Origin of the sequence: Nocardia sp. 2TAF39 (assembly GCF_052114905.1) — a bacterium.
In the GTDB taxonomy this organism is placed as follows: domain Bacteria; phylum Actinomycetota; class Actinomycetes; order Mycobacteriales; family Mycobacteriaceae; genus Nocardia.
Genome location: NZ_JBFRFQ010000041.1, coordinates 45,827 through 61,145, shown reverse-complemented (window position 1 = coordinate 61,145; position 15,319 = coordinate 45,827). Strand labels below are relative to the sequence as shown.

Below are 15,319 nucleotides of genomic sequence, written 5' to 3'. Positions count from 1 at the left end.
TGCCTCCGCACGCGAAAACCGGGAAGCCACAGCCGCGCCCAACCCACCAGAACCGGCCATCCCGCGCGATGCCACCGAACACCATCCACCAGCATGCCTGTGGCGCAGCCCGAAACAACACCAGTCCGCTGCGATCTCCATCGCGTCGAGGTGCGCGAGGCGCGAGATGCTTACCAGCGCCGTACGCGGCCCCTCACCAAGGAGACCGTCGACTTACAGCGGCGCACATCCACTCGCGCGTCCCGCCCAACGCAACCCCGTCGGCCCAACCCCCGGTTCCGAGCGAAGCGAGACCAAGCATTRCCCGTTCGSGGCCCGGCTCGCGTCCGAGCGGCCGCCGCGTCCGCGACGAAGTCGCCAGCGGCGGCCGCTCGGACGCGAGCCACAAGGGGGTCGCGAACACGCCGCGCCGCAGGCGCGGCCAAACAAACACAGTATTTTGTTGCGTATGGCCCGAACTCTGCTGGTTACCAATGATTTCCCGCCGCGGCCGGGCGGTATCCAGTCCTACTTGCAGGCGTTGGCCGGGGAGTTGCCGCCCGACGACCTCGTGGTCTACGCCCCGCGCTGGCGCGGCGACAGTCATCTGAAGTTCGATGCCAAGCAGAAGTTCCAGGTGGTCCGCCATCCCACCACGCTGATGCTGCCGACGCCGCTCGTGCTTCGCCGCGCCGCGCGGCTGCTGCGCAGTGAGCAGTGCGACACGGTCTGGTTCGGCGCTGCGGCGCCGCTCGCGCTGATGTCGCCTGCACTGCGCCGTGCGGGGGCCGAGCGCGTCCTGGCCAGCACGCATGGCCATGAGGTCGGCTGGTCGATGCTGCCCGGCACACGGCAGGCATTGCGCGCCATCGGCGAGCACACCGACATTGTCACTTATGTCAGTCGCTACACCCGTCGACGGTTCGCCTCCGCGTTCGGGCCGAACACGGCGCTGGAGTATTTGCCGCCTGGCGTGGACTCCGAGGTGTTCCGCCCGGACCCGGCGGCACGAGCGGACCTGCGCGACCGTTACGGCCTGGACGACCGCCCGACGATCCTGTGCCTGTCCCGGCTCGTTCCCCGCAAGGGTCAGGACGCGCTGATTCTCGCGATGCGCGACATCCGCGAGCGGGTGAAGGGCGCGGTGCTGGTGATCGCGGGCGGCGGTCCCTTCGAGGAGAAGCTGCGCACGCTGGCGATGGCCGCGGGCGTCACCGACGATGTGGTGTTCACCGGCCGCGTTCCTTCCGGCGAGCTGGCCGCGCATCACACACTGGCCGATGTGTTCGCGATGCCGTGCCGGACCAGGGGCGCGGGTCTGGACGTCGAGGGTTTGGGCATCGTCTACCTGGAGGCGTCCGCGTCCGGTGTTCCGGTGGTGGCAGGCAATTCCGGCGGTGCGCCGGAAACCGTCATCGAGGGTAAGACCGGTCGTGTGGTGGATGGTCGCTCGGTGCAGCAGATTGCCGACGCGCTGGTGGAGATCCTCTCTGATCGGGATGCCGCCGCCCGGATGGGCGTAGCTGGCCGCGCGTTCGTCGAGCAGCAGTGGCGCTGGGACAGCCTGGGCGCGCGCCTGCGACAGCTGCTGATGTGATCTGCGTCGGATCCATTACGCTCAGCGGGGTGAGCAGTATCCAGGTCGCAGATCAGACTTTCGTCGCCGCGCCGGGGGCCGCCGTCGCCGACCTGTTGGCCGGGCCGAACAATTGGCGCCGCTGGTGGCCGGATCTGACCTTGGAGGTCCGGGAAGACCGCGGCGACAAGGGAATCCGCTGGTCGCTGACCGGCGCGCTGACCGGAACCATGGAGGTGTGGCTGGAGCCCTCGCTGGACGGGGTGATCCTGCACTACTTCCTGCACGCCGAGCCGGAGCCCGCACTGCCCGCGGGTAAGCTCGCCGCGGCCAACCGGGCGCGGCGGGTCGCGGGCAAGACGATGTCGTTCGAACTGAAGTCCCGGCTGGAGGCAGGCCGTCCGGCGGGTGTCCCGCCCGCGCAGGTCTCTTGACGCCCCCAGCACCGACGCTGAAAGGAATCGCTGTCCGCATGGCCGACAGGACCCAGAGGTCGATCATCATCGAGGCCCCGTCGCAGCAGGTGATGTCCGTCATCGCCGACCTGGAGTCCTACCCCGAGTGGGTATCGGCGGCGAAATCCGTCGAGGTCCTGGAGGAGGGGCCGGACGGCCAGGCCAAGACCGCGCGGTTCGTGCTCGACGCCGGGGTGGTCAAGGACAGTTATGTCCTGTCCTATGTCTGGCGCGCCGACCAGAAGGCGGTCAGCTGGACATTGCTCAGCGGTGAGCTGCAGAAAGCACAGAACGGCACCTACGAGCTGATCGATCGGCCTGACGGCGGCACGGAAGTCGTCTACACACTGACCGTCGATCTGAACATCCCGATGATCGGCATGTTCAAGCGCAAGGCCGAGAAGGTGATCACCGATACCGCGCTGAACGAACTGAAGAAACGGGTCGAAGGCTGACCGCGCGCGAGACCCGGGTCGAGCTGTTCATCGGCAAGGGTGGGGTCGGCAAGACCACGCTGGCGTGTGCCACGGCTATGTCCGAGGCCAGGTCGGGCCGCCGCGTGCTGGTCGCCTCGCTCGATCAGGCGCATTCGCTGGGCGACGCGCTCGGCTTCCGCTTCCCGCACGATCCGGGCACCGTGGCCGGCGTCGCGACCGTGCTGCCCGGTCTGGACGTGATCGAGATGGATTCGCTCGCGTTGCTCGAGGACCGGTTCCGCGAGGTGGTGCGGTTGATCTCGACCGGTCACGGGCACGATCACGGCATCGATATCGCCGCGCTGGACCCGGCTGAGCTCACCGGGCTTCCCGGTGTGCAGGAACTGCTGATGCTGGTCGAGATCGCCGAGTTCACCGCGGAGCACGACTGGGATCTGATCATCGTCGACTGCCCGCCATCGGCGGACATGCTGCGCATCATCACCGCGCCGGAAACCCTGTTGGGCTATGTCGAGCGGATCTGGCCGCCGCAGGCGCGGGCGATGAGCGCGATCGGCACCGATCTGCGCCGCGCTGTGCTCGCGGCCACGGTCGAACGAAATGTCAAGGCGATCACTGAGGTTCGCGATCTGCTTGCCGACCATCGGCGCACCGGTGCGCGGCTGATCACCGTCGCCGAGCGGATCGCGGTGGCGGAGTCCGAGCGGGTGCGTTCCGCCGCGGCGCTGCTCGGCCTGCGGCTGGATGCCGTGGTGGTGAACAAGGTGCTCCCCGACGCCGCACCGCCCGCGGGTCCGGTCGAGGCCGAAAATCCTGCGGTGCAGTGGTATTCGAACCGGCACCGCGAACAACTGGACGTGATCGCCGAATTGCGGCGCAAGATGCTGGGTATCCCGGTGGTGATCGCACAGCACACCGGGCCGGAGCCGATCGGGCTGAGTCCGCTGGCTGCGCTGTCGTACGCGGTGGACTCGATGCGAAACGTCGGCGACGCAGCGCTTATGCTGAGCGACAATCAAACGGAGGTCGACGTGGGTGCCGGCGAACCGGTGGTTCGATGGGAATCGGGCGCCGGGTTGCAGTCGGTGTACGCCCTACGCATGCACCTGCCGGTGGTCGACGCCGCGACACTGCGCCTTGGCCGAGTGGAGGACGATTTGATCGTGGGAGCGGACGGTGTCCGGCGTCGGGTGCGCCTGGCGCCGGTGTTGCGGCGGTGCGCGGTCGACGGCGCGGAGCTGGACGGCGGACACCTGGTGGTCCGGTTCCGGCCCGACCCGCAAGTCTGGTCGCACGCTTCCGAAGGTCATCGACATGACCGGTGACGCACGCTCGCCGCAGGGCGACGCGACCGCACCGGAAGGCATCGCCGAATTCGTGGAGGAACTGAAGCTGCTGGCCGAGGCGTTACTGGAGCGGGTCGAGCCGGTGCTGCGTCGCGCCGCCGACGGACAGGTCGAATGGTCGAATTGCAGCTGGTGCCCGGTGTGCGCGGCCGCGGCGCTGGTGCGCGGCGAGCATCACGAGTTGCTCGCCGCGGTCGCCGAGCACGGCACCGCGATCGTCACCGTGCTGCGCGAGGCGCTGGCCGGGGTCCCGGTCGAACCGGTGATGCCAACCGGCGCCGACTCGGAAACCGGTGCGCAGCACCGGCACGGCACGCGCGCGGACGCGGACGGCCCCGCCCGTTCCCGTTACGTCGACATCCCCGTGACGACCAAGGCATGACGCACCATATGACCGGTGCGCGATCGCTGACCGTCGGAATCGACGTCGGCGGCACCAACATTCGCGCCTCCGTCATCGATGGCGGCGGCGAAGTGCTCGACACTGTCCAGGCACCGACCCCGCATTCTGCGCGGGCTCTGGAGGATGCGCTCGACCGCGCCGTCCGCGAACTGTGCCGCAGGCACCCGATCGGCGCGGTGGGGCTGGCCGTCGCCGGGTTCATCAATGGCGAACGCTCGTCCGTCCGATTCGCCCCGCACCTGCCCTGGCAGGACACCCCGGTCGCGCAGCGGCTCACCGAGCGTCTCGCGCTGCCCGTGATCTTGGAGCACGATGCCAACGCCGCCGCGTGGGCCGAGTACCGGTTCGGCGCCGCGGCGGGCGGGCACAACGTGGTGCTCATCGCGATCGGCACCGGCATCGGCGCCGCCCTGCTCATCGATGGCCAGCTGTACCGGGGCACACACGGCGTCGCACCGGAACTCGGCCATCTGCAGGTCGTCCCGCAGGGGCGGGCGTGCCCCTGCGGCAAACACGGATGCTGGGAGCGGTACTGCAGCGGAACGGCTCTGGCCGACACCGCGATCGAGATGCTGGCCACCGATCCAGTGCGCTCGGTGCTGGCCGGCGACGTGATGCGCGATCCTGGCTCACTGACCGGACGGCGGGTCGCGGGCGCCGCGCAGGACGGCGACCCGCTCGCGCTGCGGGTGATCGCCGACTTCGCGCGATGGCTCGGGCTGGGGCTCGCCTTCGTCAGCGACATCTTCGATCCGGATCTCGTGGTCATCGCGGGCGGCGTCAGCAGTTCGGCGCCGCTGTTCCTGGACGAGGCGCGAGAGGAGTACGCGCGTGCGGTCACCGGCGCGGGACATCGGCCGCTGGCCCGGATTCGGACCACACAGCTCGGCGAGGGGGCAGCCATGATCGGCGCCGCCGACCTGGCCAGGGCGGCGTTGCCCGAGGGCAGCCGGAAATCCTCGCGGGTGGCGCGATCCAGTCGTTGACAAGGCCTTGGTGGCCTGCGGCGACACGCCGACCGGAGCCATCCCTCGGCGTCTCGGCGGAAGTGTGGTGAGATTCGCCGCAGCGGTTGGATGTGATCTGACACCAGCGGTAAAGTCGGCACTTGACATAGGTGCCCGCTACTATCCCGGTCCCGGGGGAAGGACGTCATGTTCTACTGGCTGCTGAAGTTCGTGCTGCTGGGACCATTCATTCATCTCTACAACCGACCTACGGTCGAGGGTGTCGAGAACATTCCGGCGGACGGGCCGGCAATCATGGCGGGCAATCACCTCTCCTTCGCCGACTGGCTGTTCGCGCCGCTGGTGAGCCCACGGCGAATCAACTACCTGGCGAAGGCCGAGTACTTCAACACGCCGGGCGTCAAGGGCCGGCTCCAGAAGTTCTTCTTCAGCGCCTCTGGTCAGTACCCGATCGACCGTAGCGGCGCCGATGCCGCCGAGGACGCGCTCAACGCGGCCCGCAAGCTGCTCGACGAGGGCCGCCTGGTCGGTCTCTACCCGGAGGGCACCCGCTCCCCCGACGGTCGCCTGTACAAAGGCAAGACCGGGATGGCCCGCCTCGCTCTGGAGACGGGTGTCCCGGTGATCCCGGTCGCCGTCATCGGCACCGACGAGGTCAGCCCGCCCGGCCCCTTCCGCTGGCGCCGCCGCAAGGTGACGGTCAAGTTCGGTGCGCCCATAGACTTTTCCCGCTACGAGGGCATGGGCGGCAACCGCTTCGTCGAGCGTGCCGTCACCGACGAAGTCATGTACGGGCTGATGCGGCTCGGCGGCCAGGAGTATGTCGACGTCTACGCCGCAAGCCTGAAGAAGGGCGTGCCGAGCGGCAGCCGCCCCGAGGCCACGCGCATCCCGGACACCGCCGCGAGCTGACCTCGCTTCCGCGTCTCGGGCGGCATCTTCCGTGCTGACGTCCGGTTCCAGGTCGATCTCCCCTCGGACGGCACCAGGCTGCGACAGAACTCGAAAAGTCGCACGCTGGCGTGCTACTCGACCTCGGTCTGCGGGACGTTGGCCCAGCGGACCGGACCTGTTCATATTGCGTTGAGGTGGCTCGTTCAGGGTTGTCTCATGACTGGTTGGGACTTCGACATCTCCCGGCGCGCCCTGCTACAGGCCTCCGCCCTCGGTCTCGTGGCGGCTCCGGCACCGGCCGCCTGCTCATCCGGCAGCGGCCCCGGCCTTGTTCGGCAACGCCCAGTGCTCACGCACGGCGTCGCCGTGGGCGACCCGCGCAGCGACGGCGTCCTGATCTGGGCGCGCGCCGACCGTCCGGCGAAGCTGATCGTGGAAACCGCCGCCACGGAATCGTTCACCAACGCCAAGCGTTTCACCGGGCCACTGCTCACCCCGGATTCCGACGGCACAGGCCGGGTGCGGGTCAATGGCCTGCCCGCAGGACAGCAGGTGCACTATCGGGTGACGCTGGAGGGCGACGACGGCGCCACCTCCGAACCCGTCACCGGCGTCTTCCGCACCGTGCCCACCGCCGCCTCGGATCTCAGGCTGCAGTGGTCCGGCGATGTCGTCGGCCAGGGCTACGGCATCAACCCGGACCTTGGCGGCATGCGGATCTTCGCCGCCATGGCCGCCCGCGACCCGCACCTGTTCCTGCACTCCGGAGACTCGATTTACGCCGACGGCCCGCTGAAGGAATCGGTGCCCCTACCCGACGGCCGGATCTGGCGCAATGTCGTGAGCGAGGCGAAAAGCGCTGTCGCGCAGACCCTGGACCAGTTTCGCGGAAACTACGCCTACAACCTGACCGACGAGCACTATCGCCGCTTCAACAGCGCGGTCGCTCAGGTCGTGCAGTGGGACGACCACGAGACTGTGAACAACTGGTACCCCGGCGGCCTGGTCGCCGCGTCCAAGGGCTATGCCGAGCGCAGCATGGACACCCTGGCCATCCGGTCCTGGCAGGCCTTCCACGAGTGGATGCCGCTGGAACCCGCGGAAGCGGTAGACGGCCGTCTGTACCGCAAGATCTCCTACGGTCCGCTGCTGGACATCTTCGTGCTGGACATGCGGACTTACAAGGACACCAACGACACCGACAAAGGACCGAACGGTCGCGTATTCGGTGCGGCGCAGACGAAATGGCTGATCGACGGCCTGTGCGAGTCCCGAGCCACCTGGAAGATCATTGCCAACGACTTGCCGCTCGGCCTGATCGTCCAGGACGGTGAACAGCCGAACACCGTCGCGTACGAGGGTCCCGCCAACGGCGACCCCGGCGCACCGTCGGGCCGGGAAAGCGAGATCGCCCAAGTGCTCTCGTCGCTCGCGACGAACAAGGTCGCCAACGTGGTGTGGCTCACCGCAGACGTGCACTACACGGCGGCACACCGCTATTCGCCCGACCGAGCGGCATTCACCGACTTCGACGAGTTCTGGGAGTTCGTCTCCGGTCCGCTGAACGCTGGCGCGTTCGGCCCGAATCCGCTGGACGGCACATTCGGCCCGGAAGCGGTGTTCGTGCACGCGCCGCCGATGCAGAACAGCTCGCCGCTGGATGCTTTTCAACATTTCGGCGAGGTACGAATCGACGGGAAGTCAAGGGAACTGACCGTCGAACTGTGCGACGCGAGCGGATCTGTGCTGTTCAGCAAGCGCCTTGCGCCTGCGTCCCGGTAGCACCGGGATTCGGGTGAGCGTCGCCGGCCGAGCTGTGGTTAGCTTTCGTGCCATGAGCACGCCGCAGATTGTCTCCAACGCCGAGGAATTCCTCCCCCGTGATACCGCCGATGTCGTTCGCACGGTTCGGGATTCACGCGGGCGAACGGAACAATTGATGGTGCGCGGCGGCGAGCTGATCGACGAGGGCCTCACGCTGCCCGCCCAACCGACCGTGGTCTCGCTGCGCCGAATGGACCAGGTGCTGGACATCAACCTCGGTCGGCGCACCGTCCGGGTGCAGGCGGGCGCCAAGCTGTCGGACATCGACCGGAGGCTCGGCGCACACGGGCTCGGCCTGCCCATCGTCGGCGACCACCGCGACATCACCGCGGGCGGTTTCGCCTCGGTCGGCGGCGTCAGCGCGGCCTCGCACAAATACGGCCTGTTCATCGACCAGATCGTCGATCTGGAGTACGTGGACAACGACGGCCGCATCGGCACGTGCGGCCGCACTCACCACACCGAGCGGTTCCAGCGCATCCTCGGCGCGGGCGGGCGCGCGGGCATCATCACCGCGCTCACCCTGGACGCGATCGACATCGACAAGGACCACACCTGGCTGACCACCAACGCCGACCGATTCCTCGACTTCGACTCGTTCGTCGAGCACGCCTACGCCGAAATCGCACAGCCGGGCACATCCGCGCTGCAAGTCGGCCGCTGGGTCGATACCGCCCCGCTGAAGGTGGCGCGCCCGGTCGGCACCGGCCACGTGCAGCTGGGCACCGTACGCTTCGGCCAATGGTCGAGCCTGCACCCCACCGCGCCCACCAGATCGCTGCGGGCCCGGCGTGAGGTCGGGTCCCGGGCCCGGAAATCGCTGGGCGTCATCGCCTCCGCCGCGGGCGGCAAGGCGGGCATGCCGGTCCGCAACGCCGCCGCGGGCGCCGTGCTGTTCGCACCGAAGGTACAGACCCTGCGCGATGCCGAATATCTGGCCGACACGGCGCTCAGCTCGTCCGAGCGTGGACCGGCCTATCGGGTGGGCGTTTTCGCCCCGCTGTCGAGCTATGCGTCGGTGTTCTACCGCCTGCACGATCTGTTCGCTGGACACCGTGAGCGCACCGGCTGCTTCACCGTGATCTCGGCGATGACCTACGGCGTGCGTTCCCGCTACCTGCGCTCGGAATCGGCCGCGCGCGGCCTCTCCTGCGAGGACCACGGACTGATCACCTTCACCTGCCGTTTGCGGCCTGCCGCGGTGCCCTCGGAACTGCTGCGCGACATCGTTTCCGGCATCGACGAGATCTGCCGCTCGGAGAACGCGCTGCGTTACGAAGCTGATTAATTTGCGGCGCCTTCGGCGCCGCGTGTTCGCGGGCTGTGTTCTTTGCCAGCGCCTGCGGCGCTGGGTGTTCGCGGCCCGGCTCGCGTCCGAGCGACCGCCGCTGGCGACTTCGTCGCGGACGCGACGGCCGCTCAGACGCGAGCCGGGCCGCGAACGGGCAATGCTAGGTCTCGCTGCGCTCGAAAACCGCAGTGACGCCAACATAGTTGCGTTGACATCGCCAACCACGGCACACGCCGTCCACCAACGGCCAGCAGCCGGCAACCGGAACCGGAACCAACAACTTCGTCGCGGACACAGCGAACACTCGGATGTCAGCCATGCCGTGAACGGGCAACACGCCCGATCTCACTTCTCGCGGAAATTGCGGTGACCGGGGCGGGTGACCGCGATCAAGGCGCAATTTTCAATTTCCACGGAGGACGGCGAAGCCGCCCTGGGCCGTTCGCTCGAAAAAAGGAGTGACGCCGACCGGTCCCGTTAGAGAGGTAGCTCACCGTCGGCGTTCACCACCGACCAGTAGCGGGCTACCATCACCAACGACCTCGTCACCGACGCATCGACAGCTCAGACACCAGCCGCGCCCACGAACATGTGCCCGAAAGACTCGACACCCTTACAGGGCGATGCGATACCGGCAACATTCCGGAAACCGGACGGGCCCCGAGTCGTTCGACTCGGGGCCCTCTTCACGAACATGACGACTGGTTTCGCAAGAACATGGGTCACTCACCGGGTACGCCCAGAACTAAACCACCTGACGCGGGACCTGAACGCAACTCCCGCATCGCCCAACTGGTACGGCCTGAAGACCCGGAGGAGCGGAACAGCTCAGTGTCGTTCCGGGCCGAGATAGTACTCGAAGACCAGGCCCGCGGCAGCGGACAGGATGCAGACAACGCCGATGCCGATCAACCAGAACTGGAAGAACGCCAGGCCGAGGGCGGTCACCGCGCCAGCGCCGGCCAGCGTGATGGGCCAGAAGCTGCCGGGCGAGAAGAAGCCGAGGTCGCCGGCGCCGTCCACGATCTCGGCGTCCTCGTAGTCCTCCGGGCGGAGGTCGAGACGCCGTGCGACGAAGCGGAAGTACGTGCCGATGATCAGCGACAGACCCGCGGTCAGCACGGTGGCGGTGGTGCCCGCCCACTCGACGCCGGTGCGCGACTGGCCGGTGAAGAACCCGTAGACCACCGCCACGATGATGAAGAACACCGTGAGCAGTTCGAAAATCCGCGCTTCGATCTTCATGTCAGATCAGTTCCTCACTTGCTCTCGGCCGCGGCCGCGCTCTTGATGTCCCGCTTGGTGTTGAACGGCGTGGTAGTGGTGGCGACGGGAGACTCACCGATGGACTCGAGCGCCTCGGCGTTGGTCTTACCCGCCTTGCGCGCGTCCACATACTTGGTGAACTTCTCCGGCGAGACCGCGCGAACCTCGAAGTTCATCATCGAGTGGAAGGTGCCGCACATCTCGGCACAGCGGCCGACGAACGCGCCCTCCTTCTCGATCTTGGTGATCTGGAAGACGTTGTCGGAGTGGTTTTCCTTCGGGTTCGGCATCACGTCGCGCTTGAACAGGAACTCCGGCACCCAGAAGGCGTGGACCACGTCCGCCGCGGCGAGCTGGAACTCGATGACCTTGTTGGTCGGCAGCACCAGGACTGGAATCTCGGAGCTGGAGCCGATCGTCTCGACCTTGTCGTAGTGCAGGTAGGACAGGATGTCGTTCTCCGGCTTGCCGTGCACCGGGCCCGGCTGCGGGTGACCATCCTTGGTCCGCTCCTTGTACTCCTCGAGCTGCTCCTGGTTCGATGTCTCGCGCGTGGTGTCGATGCCGTCGAACTTGTAGCCGTCCTTGAAGTCGACCTCCCGGTAGCCGAACTTCCAGTTCCACTGGAAGGCGGTCACGTCGACGGTGACGTCGGGGTTGTCCACCTTCTCGTGCACGTAGTTCTGCACGACCACGGTGAAGTAGAACAGGACCGCGATGATGACGAACGGGATCGCCGTATAGGTCAGCTCCAGCGGCACGTTGTAGCCGGTCTGCCGCGGGAATTCCGGCGAGTCCGCCTTCTTGCGGTGGAAGGTGACGGTCCAGAAGGTCAGGCCCCAGACCAGCACACCCATCACCAGCGCCGCGATGACCGACCAGGTCCACAGCTCCCGCATCCGGGCGGCCTGCGGCGTGACACCCGAGGGCCAGCCGAACCGTAGCCAAACATTGTCGATCGAGCAGCCCGAGACGAGCAGCGCGGTGATCCCCAAGGACACCGCCAGCCCGGCCCGCCGAAGGATGCGGCCCTGCCGACCCCGGGCGGGTCGTGCCCCGATCTCTTCGCTCGCCTTGTGCGCCACGCTCACGCCTTCCTGGTCGCCACACATTTCGACAGTGCATCGTCGGGGCTGCGATCGGCCCTGACGATGCACTCCTAAGCACGCTTCAGGACGCCCTCGGGGCCGGCACGTCCGCGCACGGGTCGCCTGAGAGAGACCTGAGTACTACGCAGCGTAGACCAAACGAACGGGTCCTTCGTCGTCGGGTCGGATTCGACACCCCGCGATCGCGCCGGGATATCCGTCGGCGGCGCATCCGCCCAGGACGCCGTGTGCGCGACGCGCGGATCCGGTGTGTGCGGCATACTCGGACACGAGATTTCGTCCCCCGCGCTCCGCTCCGTGAGCGCGTACACCGACTGCGAGAAACGAGGTTGCCGGCGCCGTGTGTGGACTGCTCGGATTCCTGACATCTGATGAGGCAGCACCTGGCACGGTGGAGCAGGTCTACGAAGCCTTGCACTGCGTGCGCCACCGGGGCCCGGACGAGCGCGGCACCTGGCACGACGATCACCTGATCGTCGGCTTCAACCGCCTGTCGATCATCGACATCGAGCACTCGCATCAGCCGCTGCGCTGGGGCCCGGCGGAGAACCCCGAGCGCTACGCGCTGACCTTCAACGGCGAGATCTACAACTACCTGGAGCTGCGCACGGAGATCGCCGCCGCGCATGCCGACGAGTTTCCGGGCGGCAAGATCTTCCAGACCGAGGGCGACAGCGAGGCGATTGTCGCGGCGTTTCACTACTGGGGTCCCGAGTCCGTGCGGCGGCTGCGCGGCATGTTCGCGTTCGCGATCTGGGACACCGAGACCGAGGAGTTGTTCCTCGCCCGCGACCTGTTCGGCATCAAACCGCTGTTCCTGGCCAGCGGGCCGGGCGGCACCGCGTTCGGCAGCGAGAAGAAGAGCCTGCTGCAACTGCTGCCCGCACTGCAGCTGAGCGACGCGCTCGACCCGAGGGCGCTGGAGCACTACACGGTGTTGCAATACGTGCCGGAGCCCGAGACGCTGCACAAGGACGTGCGCAGACTCGAATCGGGCAGCTACGCCACCGTGCGGCCGGGACAGGCGCCGACGATCACCCGGTACTTCAGCCCCCAGTTCCGGGTGCGCCCGTTCGCTCCCGGCTCGGCCACGGTGCGCTACCGCGAGATCGCCGAGGCGCTCGAGGATTCCGTGGCCAAGCACATGCGCGCGGACGTCACGGTCGGCTCGTTCCTGTCCGGCGGCATCGACTCCACCGCGGTCGCCGCGCTGGCCATGCGACATAACCCGAAGCTGATCACCTTCACCACCGGATTCGAGCGCGAGGGCTACTCCGAGGTCGACGTGGCAGCCGAGAGCGCGGAGGCGATCGGCGCGCGCCACGTCGTCAAGGTGGTCTCCCCCGCCGAGTTCGCGGCGGCGATTCCCGAAATCGTCTGGTACCTCGACGATCCGGTGGCCGACCCAGCGCTGGTACCGCTCTACTTCGTGGCCAAGGAGGCCCGCAAACACGTCAAGGTGGTGCTCTCCGGCGAAGGCGCGGACGAGCTGTTCGGCGGATACACCATCTATCGGGAACCATTGTCGCTGAAGCCCTTCGAGAAGCTGCCCGGCGGGCTGCGCAGGCTGGCAGGCAAACTGTCGGACCGCATTCCCGAGGGCACCAGAGGCAAGAGCCTGCTGCACCGCGGCTCGCTCACCCTGGAAGAGCGCTACTACGGCAACGCGCGCAGCTTCAACGACGCCCAGTTGCGTGCGGTGCTGCGCGAATTCCGGCCCGAGTGGACCCACCAGGACGTCACCGCTCAGCTGTACGCCCAGTCGCGCGGCTGGGATCCGGTGACTCGCATGCAACACCTGGACCTGTTCACCTGGCTGCGCGGCGACATCCTGGTCAAGGCAGACAAGATGACCATGGCCAACTCACTCGAGCTGCGCGTGCCGTTCCTGGACGCCGAGGTGCTGAAGGTCGCCGAGGGGTTGCCGTTCGACCAGAAGATCACCAGGGAAACCACCAAGTACGCGCTGCGCCGGGCACTGGAAGGCATCGTGCCCCCGCACGTGCTGCATCGCGCAAAGCTCGGCTTCCCGGTTCCGCTGCGGCACTGGCTGCGCGGCACCGAGCTCTACGACTGGGCCCAGCAGCAGGTCGCCGAGTCGCAGACCGACCACCTGTTGAACAAGGGCGCGATCAGCGACATGCTCGTCGCGCACCGGGCCGGGACCTCCGATCACAGCCGCAGGCTGTGGACGCTGCTGGTGTTCATGGTGTGGCACGGCATCTTCGTCGAGGACCGGATCAAGCCGGAGATCCAGGAGCCGACATACCCGGTTTCGCTGTAGCTGGCTGTTCCGCCTCTCCGGGTTTTCAGGCCGTACTGGTCAGGTGGCACGGGATTCACGTGCAGGTCCTGCGTTGGGTGCCGCTCGAGTTCTGGGCGTGCCCGGCGAGTTACCGATGTGCCCCTAAAAGTATATCCGCCGGTCATGGGGCCGACAGTACCGTGTGATCTGCGGCGATTTGCCAACTACTCGTGAAGAATCCGGCCGACGTGTGTCTAGTGTGGTGGCTCATGACGTCGGTTCCACAATGATGATCTTGAAGGCAAGTTGTTCGGGTTCGGCGAGTGGTTTGTCGGGGATGGTGATTCCGGTGTCGGTGAGCCTGTAGGTGATGTAACTAAACTCGGCTGATCGGTGGTCGATGTCCGATGCCAGGCTCGACGGTCGATACGACGCCTCTACACATGCCCGAAGGCGACGTCCATCTGACGTTGGGCTCATGCGCCCATCGAAGCCAACGAGCCCCCTCAGGCCATACCGCCGCACGGCGGTATGGCGAACAAGAACGAAATCCGGACCACGCTGGGATTCCCCACCCTCCACAACGCCGAAAAGGAAGGCGCCCACCGGCTTTGGGCGGTGGTCCGGCTGTTCAGCCCGAATGCGGGGTGGGTCAACACTTATCGGGCCGTCAGCCACATGGCGGCCCGTTCGGCAACTTCAAAAATTTCGGTATCGGGTGAGATAGCCGGGGCGCTGTCCTACCTCCGATGGGAGAGCCGACGCGCGATCCACGACAGTGTGAGATTCATCGCGAGATAGATCAGCACGGTAAGTACGAACAGCGGTACCAGGTATCGGCTTCCGTATAACCCAGCGAGGTTGTTCATCGTATGGCGAATGACCTCGTTGTAACCGACGATGTATCCCAGGGACGTGTCCTTCAGTAGTACCACGAGTTGCGCGATTATGACCGGAAGCATCTGCCGGAATGCCTGCGGAAATTCCACGACCATCCGCGATTGCCATTCGCGCATGCCGATGCTCAGGGCCGCCTCCCGTTGCCCTTTCGGCAGAGCTGACAACCCCGCTCGAAGCGCTTCACCGATCACCGCACCGTTGCACAGCGCCAGACCCGCCACAACTGCCCAGAATGGCCCGCTTTCTGCGACGAGCAGCGTGAAGAGCATGACCAACAGCAGTGGCATGCTGCGGAAGAATTCGATGACTGCGGTGGCACCGGTCGACAACACCCGATTCCTCGAACTGCGACCGAGAGCGAACAATACCCCAAGAATCAGCGCGAGCACGGCGGCTACGGCTGCGGCTTTCAATGTCGCGACAACGCCTTGCCCGATGAAATTCCATACCACAGGATCGAGGAAAATATCCCAGCGGCTGGAGTCCAACAGGCCCGGCACGGTGGTGTCGCTACCCGCTATCCGGTGTGGACGTGACAGGGCGAAAAGTCCAAAGGCCGATCCAGCGAACGCGATGATCGCGGCGGACACCGAGATTCGTTTCGATAGTGACTGTGCCCGGGGCCC

General features: G+C 66.8%; 13 protein-coding genes. 10 read left to right on the top strand and 3 right to left on the bottom strand.

Annotation, left to right across the window (positions count from 1 at the left end; all coding sequences use genetic code 11):
• Nucleotides 1–448 precede the first annotated feature (448 nt).
• The 9 genes from AB4Z47_RS23155 to AB4Z47_RS23115 all read left to right on the top strand — a co-directional run bounded on the left by AB4Z47_RS23155 (nt 449) and on the right by AB4Z47_RS23115 (nt 9,170).
• Nucleotides 449–1,576 carry a glycosyltransferase family 4 protein gene (locus tag AB4Z47_RS23155; protein ID WP_441953444.1) on the top strand — a complete coding sequence of 376 codons (1,128 nt, stop codon included), beginning with the start codon at nt 449–451 and terminating at the stop codon, nt 1,574–1,576.
• Nucleotides 1,577–1,605: 29 nt separating this feature from the next.
• Nucleotides 1,606–1,989 (top strand): polyketide cyclase / dehydrase and lipid transport, encoded by a 384-nt coding sequence (locus tag AB4Z47_RS23150; protein ID WP_441953442.1) that lies wholly within the window; start codon nt 1,606–1,608, stop codon nt 1,987–1,989.
• Between the two features lie 38 nt (nt 1,990–2,027).
• Complete coding sequence (locus AB4Z47_RS23145) at nt 2,028–2,465, top strand: SRPBCC family protein (protein WP_441953440.1); 438 nt, start codon at nt 2,028–2,030, stop codon at nt 2,463–2,465.
• Nucleotides 2,462–3,772, top strand: a complete 1,311-nt coding sequence (locus AB4Z47_RS23140) for an ArsA family ATPase (RefSeq protein ID WP_441953525.1) — start codon at nt 2,462–2,464, stop codon at nt 3,770–3,772. Before AB4Z47_RS23145 ends, AB4Z47_RS23140 begins: the two co-directional genes overlap by 4 nt.
• Nucleotides 3,762–4,175 (top strand): hypothetical protein, encoded by a 414-nt coding sequence (locus tag AB4Z47_RS23135; protein WP_441953438.1) that lies wholly within the window; start codon nt 3,762–3,764, stop codon nt 4,173–4,175. Before AB4Z47_RS23140 ends, AB4Z47_RS23135 begins: the two co-directional genes overlap by 11 nt.
• An 8-nt stretch (nt 4,176–4,183) precedes the next feature.
• Nucleotides 4,184–5,182: an ROK family protein gene (locus tag AB4Z47_RS23130; RefSeq protein ID WP_441953436.1), complete on the top strand. Its 999-nt coding sequence runs from the start codon at nt 4,184–4,186 to the stop codon at nt 5,180–5,182.
• A 168-nt stretch (nt 5,183–5,350) separates the two neighbouring features.
• Entirely contained in the window at nt 5,351–6,076 is a 726-nt protein-coding gene (locus AB4Z47_RS23125; RefSeq protein ID WP_441953434.1) for a lysophospholipid acyltransferase family protein, read from the top strand.
• 198 nt (nt 6,077–6,274) lie between these two features.
• Complete coding sequence (locus AB4Z47_RS23120; protein WP_441953432.1) at nt 6,275–7,840, top strand: alkaline phosphatase D family protein; 1,566 nt, start codon at nt 6,275–6,277, stop codon at nt 7,838–7,840.
• Between the two features lie 52 nt (nt 7,841–7,892).
• Nucleotides 7,893–9,170, top strand: coding sequence for an FAD-binding oxidoreductase (locus AB4Z47_RS23115; RefSeq protein ID WP_441953430.1), 1,278 nt, complete (start codon nt 7,893–7,895; stop codon nt 9,168–9,170).
• 831 nt (nt 9,171–10,001) lie between these two features.
• On the opposite strand, the gene AB4Z47_RS23110 is transcribed toward AB4Z47_RS23115, so the two are convergent.
• Nucleotides 10,002–10,418 carry a cytochrome c oxidase subunit 4 gene (locus AB4Z47_RS23110; protein ID WP_441953428.1) on the bottom strand — a complete coding sequence of 139 codons (417 nt, stop codon included), beginning with the start codon at nt 10,416–10,418 and terminating at the stop codon, nt 10,002–10,004.
• 14 nt (nt 10,419–10,432) lie between these two features.
• Nucleotides 10,433–11,551, bottom strand: a complete 1,119-nt coding sequence (gene ctaC, locus AB4Z47_RS23105) for an aa3-type cytochrome oxidase subunit II (RefSeq protein ID WP_441953426.1) — start codon at nt 11,549–11,551, stop codon at nt 10,433–10,435.
• A gap of 337 nt (nt 11,552–11,888) precedes the next feature.
• On the opposite strand from ctaC, the gene asnB reads away from it, so the two are divergent.
• Entirely contained in the window at nt 11,889–13,832 is a 1,944-nt protein-coding gene (asnB, locus tag AB4Z47_RS23100; protein WP_441953424.1) for an asparagine synthase (glutamine-hydrolyzing), read from the top strand.
• 701 nt (nt 13,833–14,533) lie between these two features.
• On the opposite strand, the gene AB4Z47_RS23095 is transcribed toward asnB, so the two are convergent.
• Nucleotides 14,534–15,283 carry an amino acid ABC transporter permease gene (locus AB4Z47_RS23095; protein ID WP_441953422.1) on the bottom strand — a complete coding sequence of 250 codons (750 nt, stop codon included), beginning with the start codon at nt 15,281–15,283 and terminating at the stop codon, nt 14,534–14,536.
• Nucleotides 15,284–15,319 lie beyond the last annotated feature (36 nt).

What these genes read in the sequence shown, in the direction of transcription:
- AB4Z47_RS23155 (WP_441953444.1), top strand. Translation starts at nt 449, where the DNA reads ATGGCCCGAACTCTGCTGGTTACCAATGATTTCCCGCCGCGGCCGGGC.
- AB4Z47_RS23145 (WP_441953440.1), top strand. Translation starts at nt 2,028, where the DNA reads ATGGCCGACAGGACCCAGAGGTCGATCATCATCGAGGCCCCGTCGCAG.
- AB4Z47_RS23135 (WP_441953438.1), top strand. Translation starts at nt 3,762, where the DNA reads ATGACCGGTGACGCACGCTCGCCGCAGGGCGACGCGACCGCACCGGAA.
- AB4Z47_RS23130 (WP_441953436.1), top strand. Translation starts at nt 4,184, where the DNA reads ATGACCGGTGCGCGATCGCTGACCGTCGGAATCGACGTCGGCGGCACC.
- AB4Z47_RS23125 (WP_441953434.1), top strand. Translation starts at nt 5,351, where the DNA reads ATGTTCTACTGGCTGCTGAAGTTCGTGCTGCTGGGACCATTCATTCAT.
- AB4Z47_RS23120 (WP_441953432.1), top strand. Translation starts at nt 6,275, where the DNA reads ATGACTGGTTGGGACTTCGACATCTCCCGGCGCGCCCTGCTACAGGCC.
- AB4Z47_RS23115 (WP_441953430.1), top strand. Translation starts at nt 7,893, where the DNA reads ATGAGCACGCCGCAGATTGTCTCCAACGCCGAGGAATTCCTCCCCCGT.
- AB4Z47_RS23110 (WP_441953428.1), bottom strand. Translation starts at nt 10,418, where the DNA reads ATGAAGATCGAAGCGCGGATTTTCGAACTGCTCACGGTGTTCTTCATC.
- ctaC (WP_441953426.1), bottom strand. Translation starts at nt 11,551, where the DNA reads ATGTGTGGCGACCAGGAAGGCGTGAGCGTGGCGCACAAGGCGAGCGAA.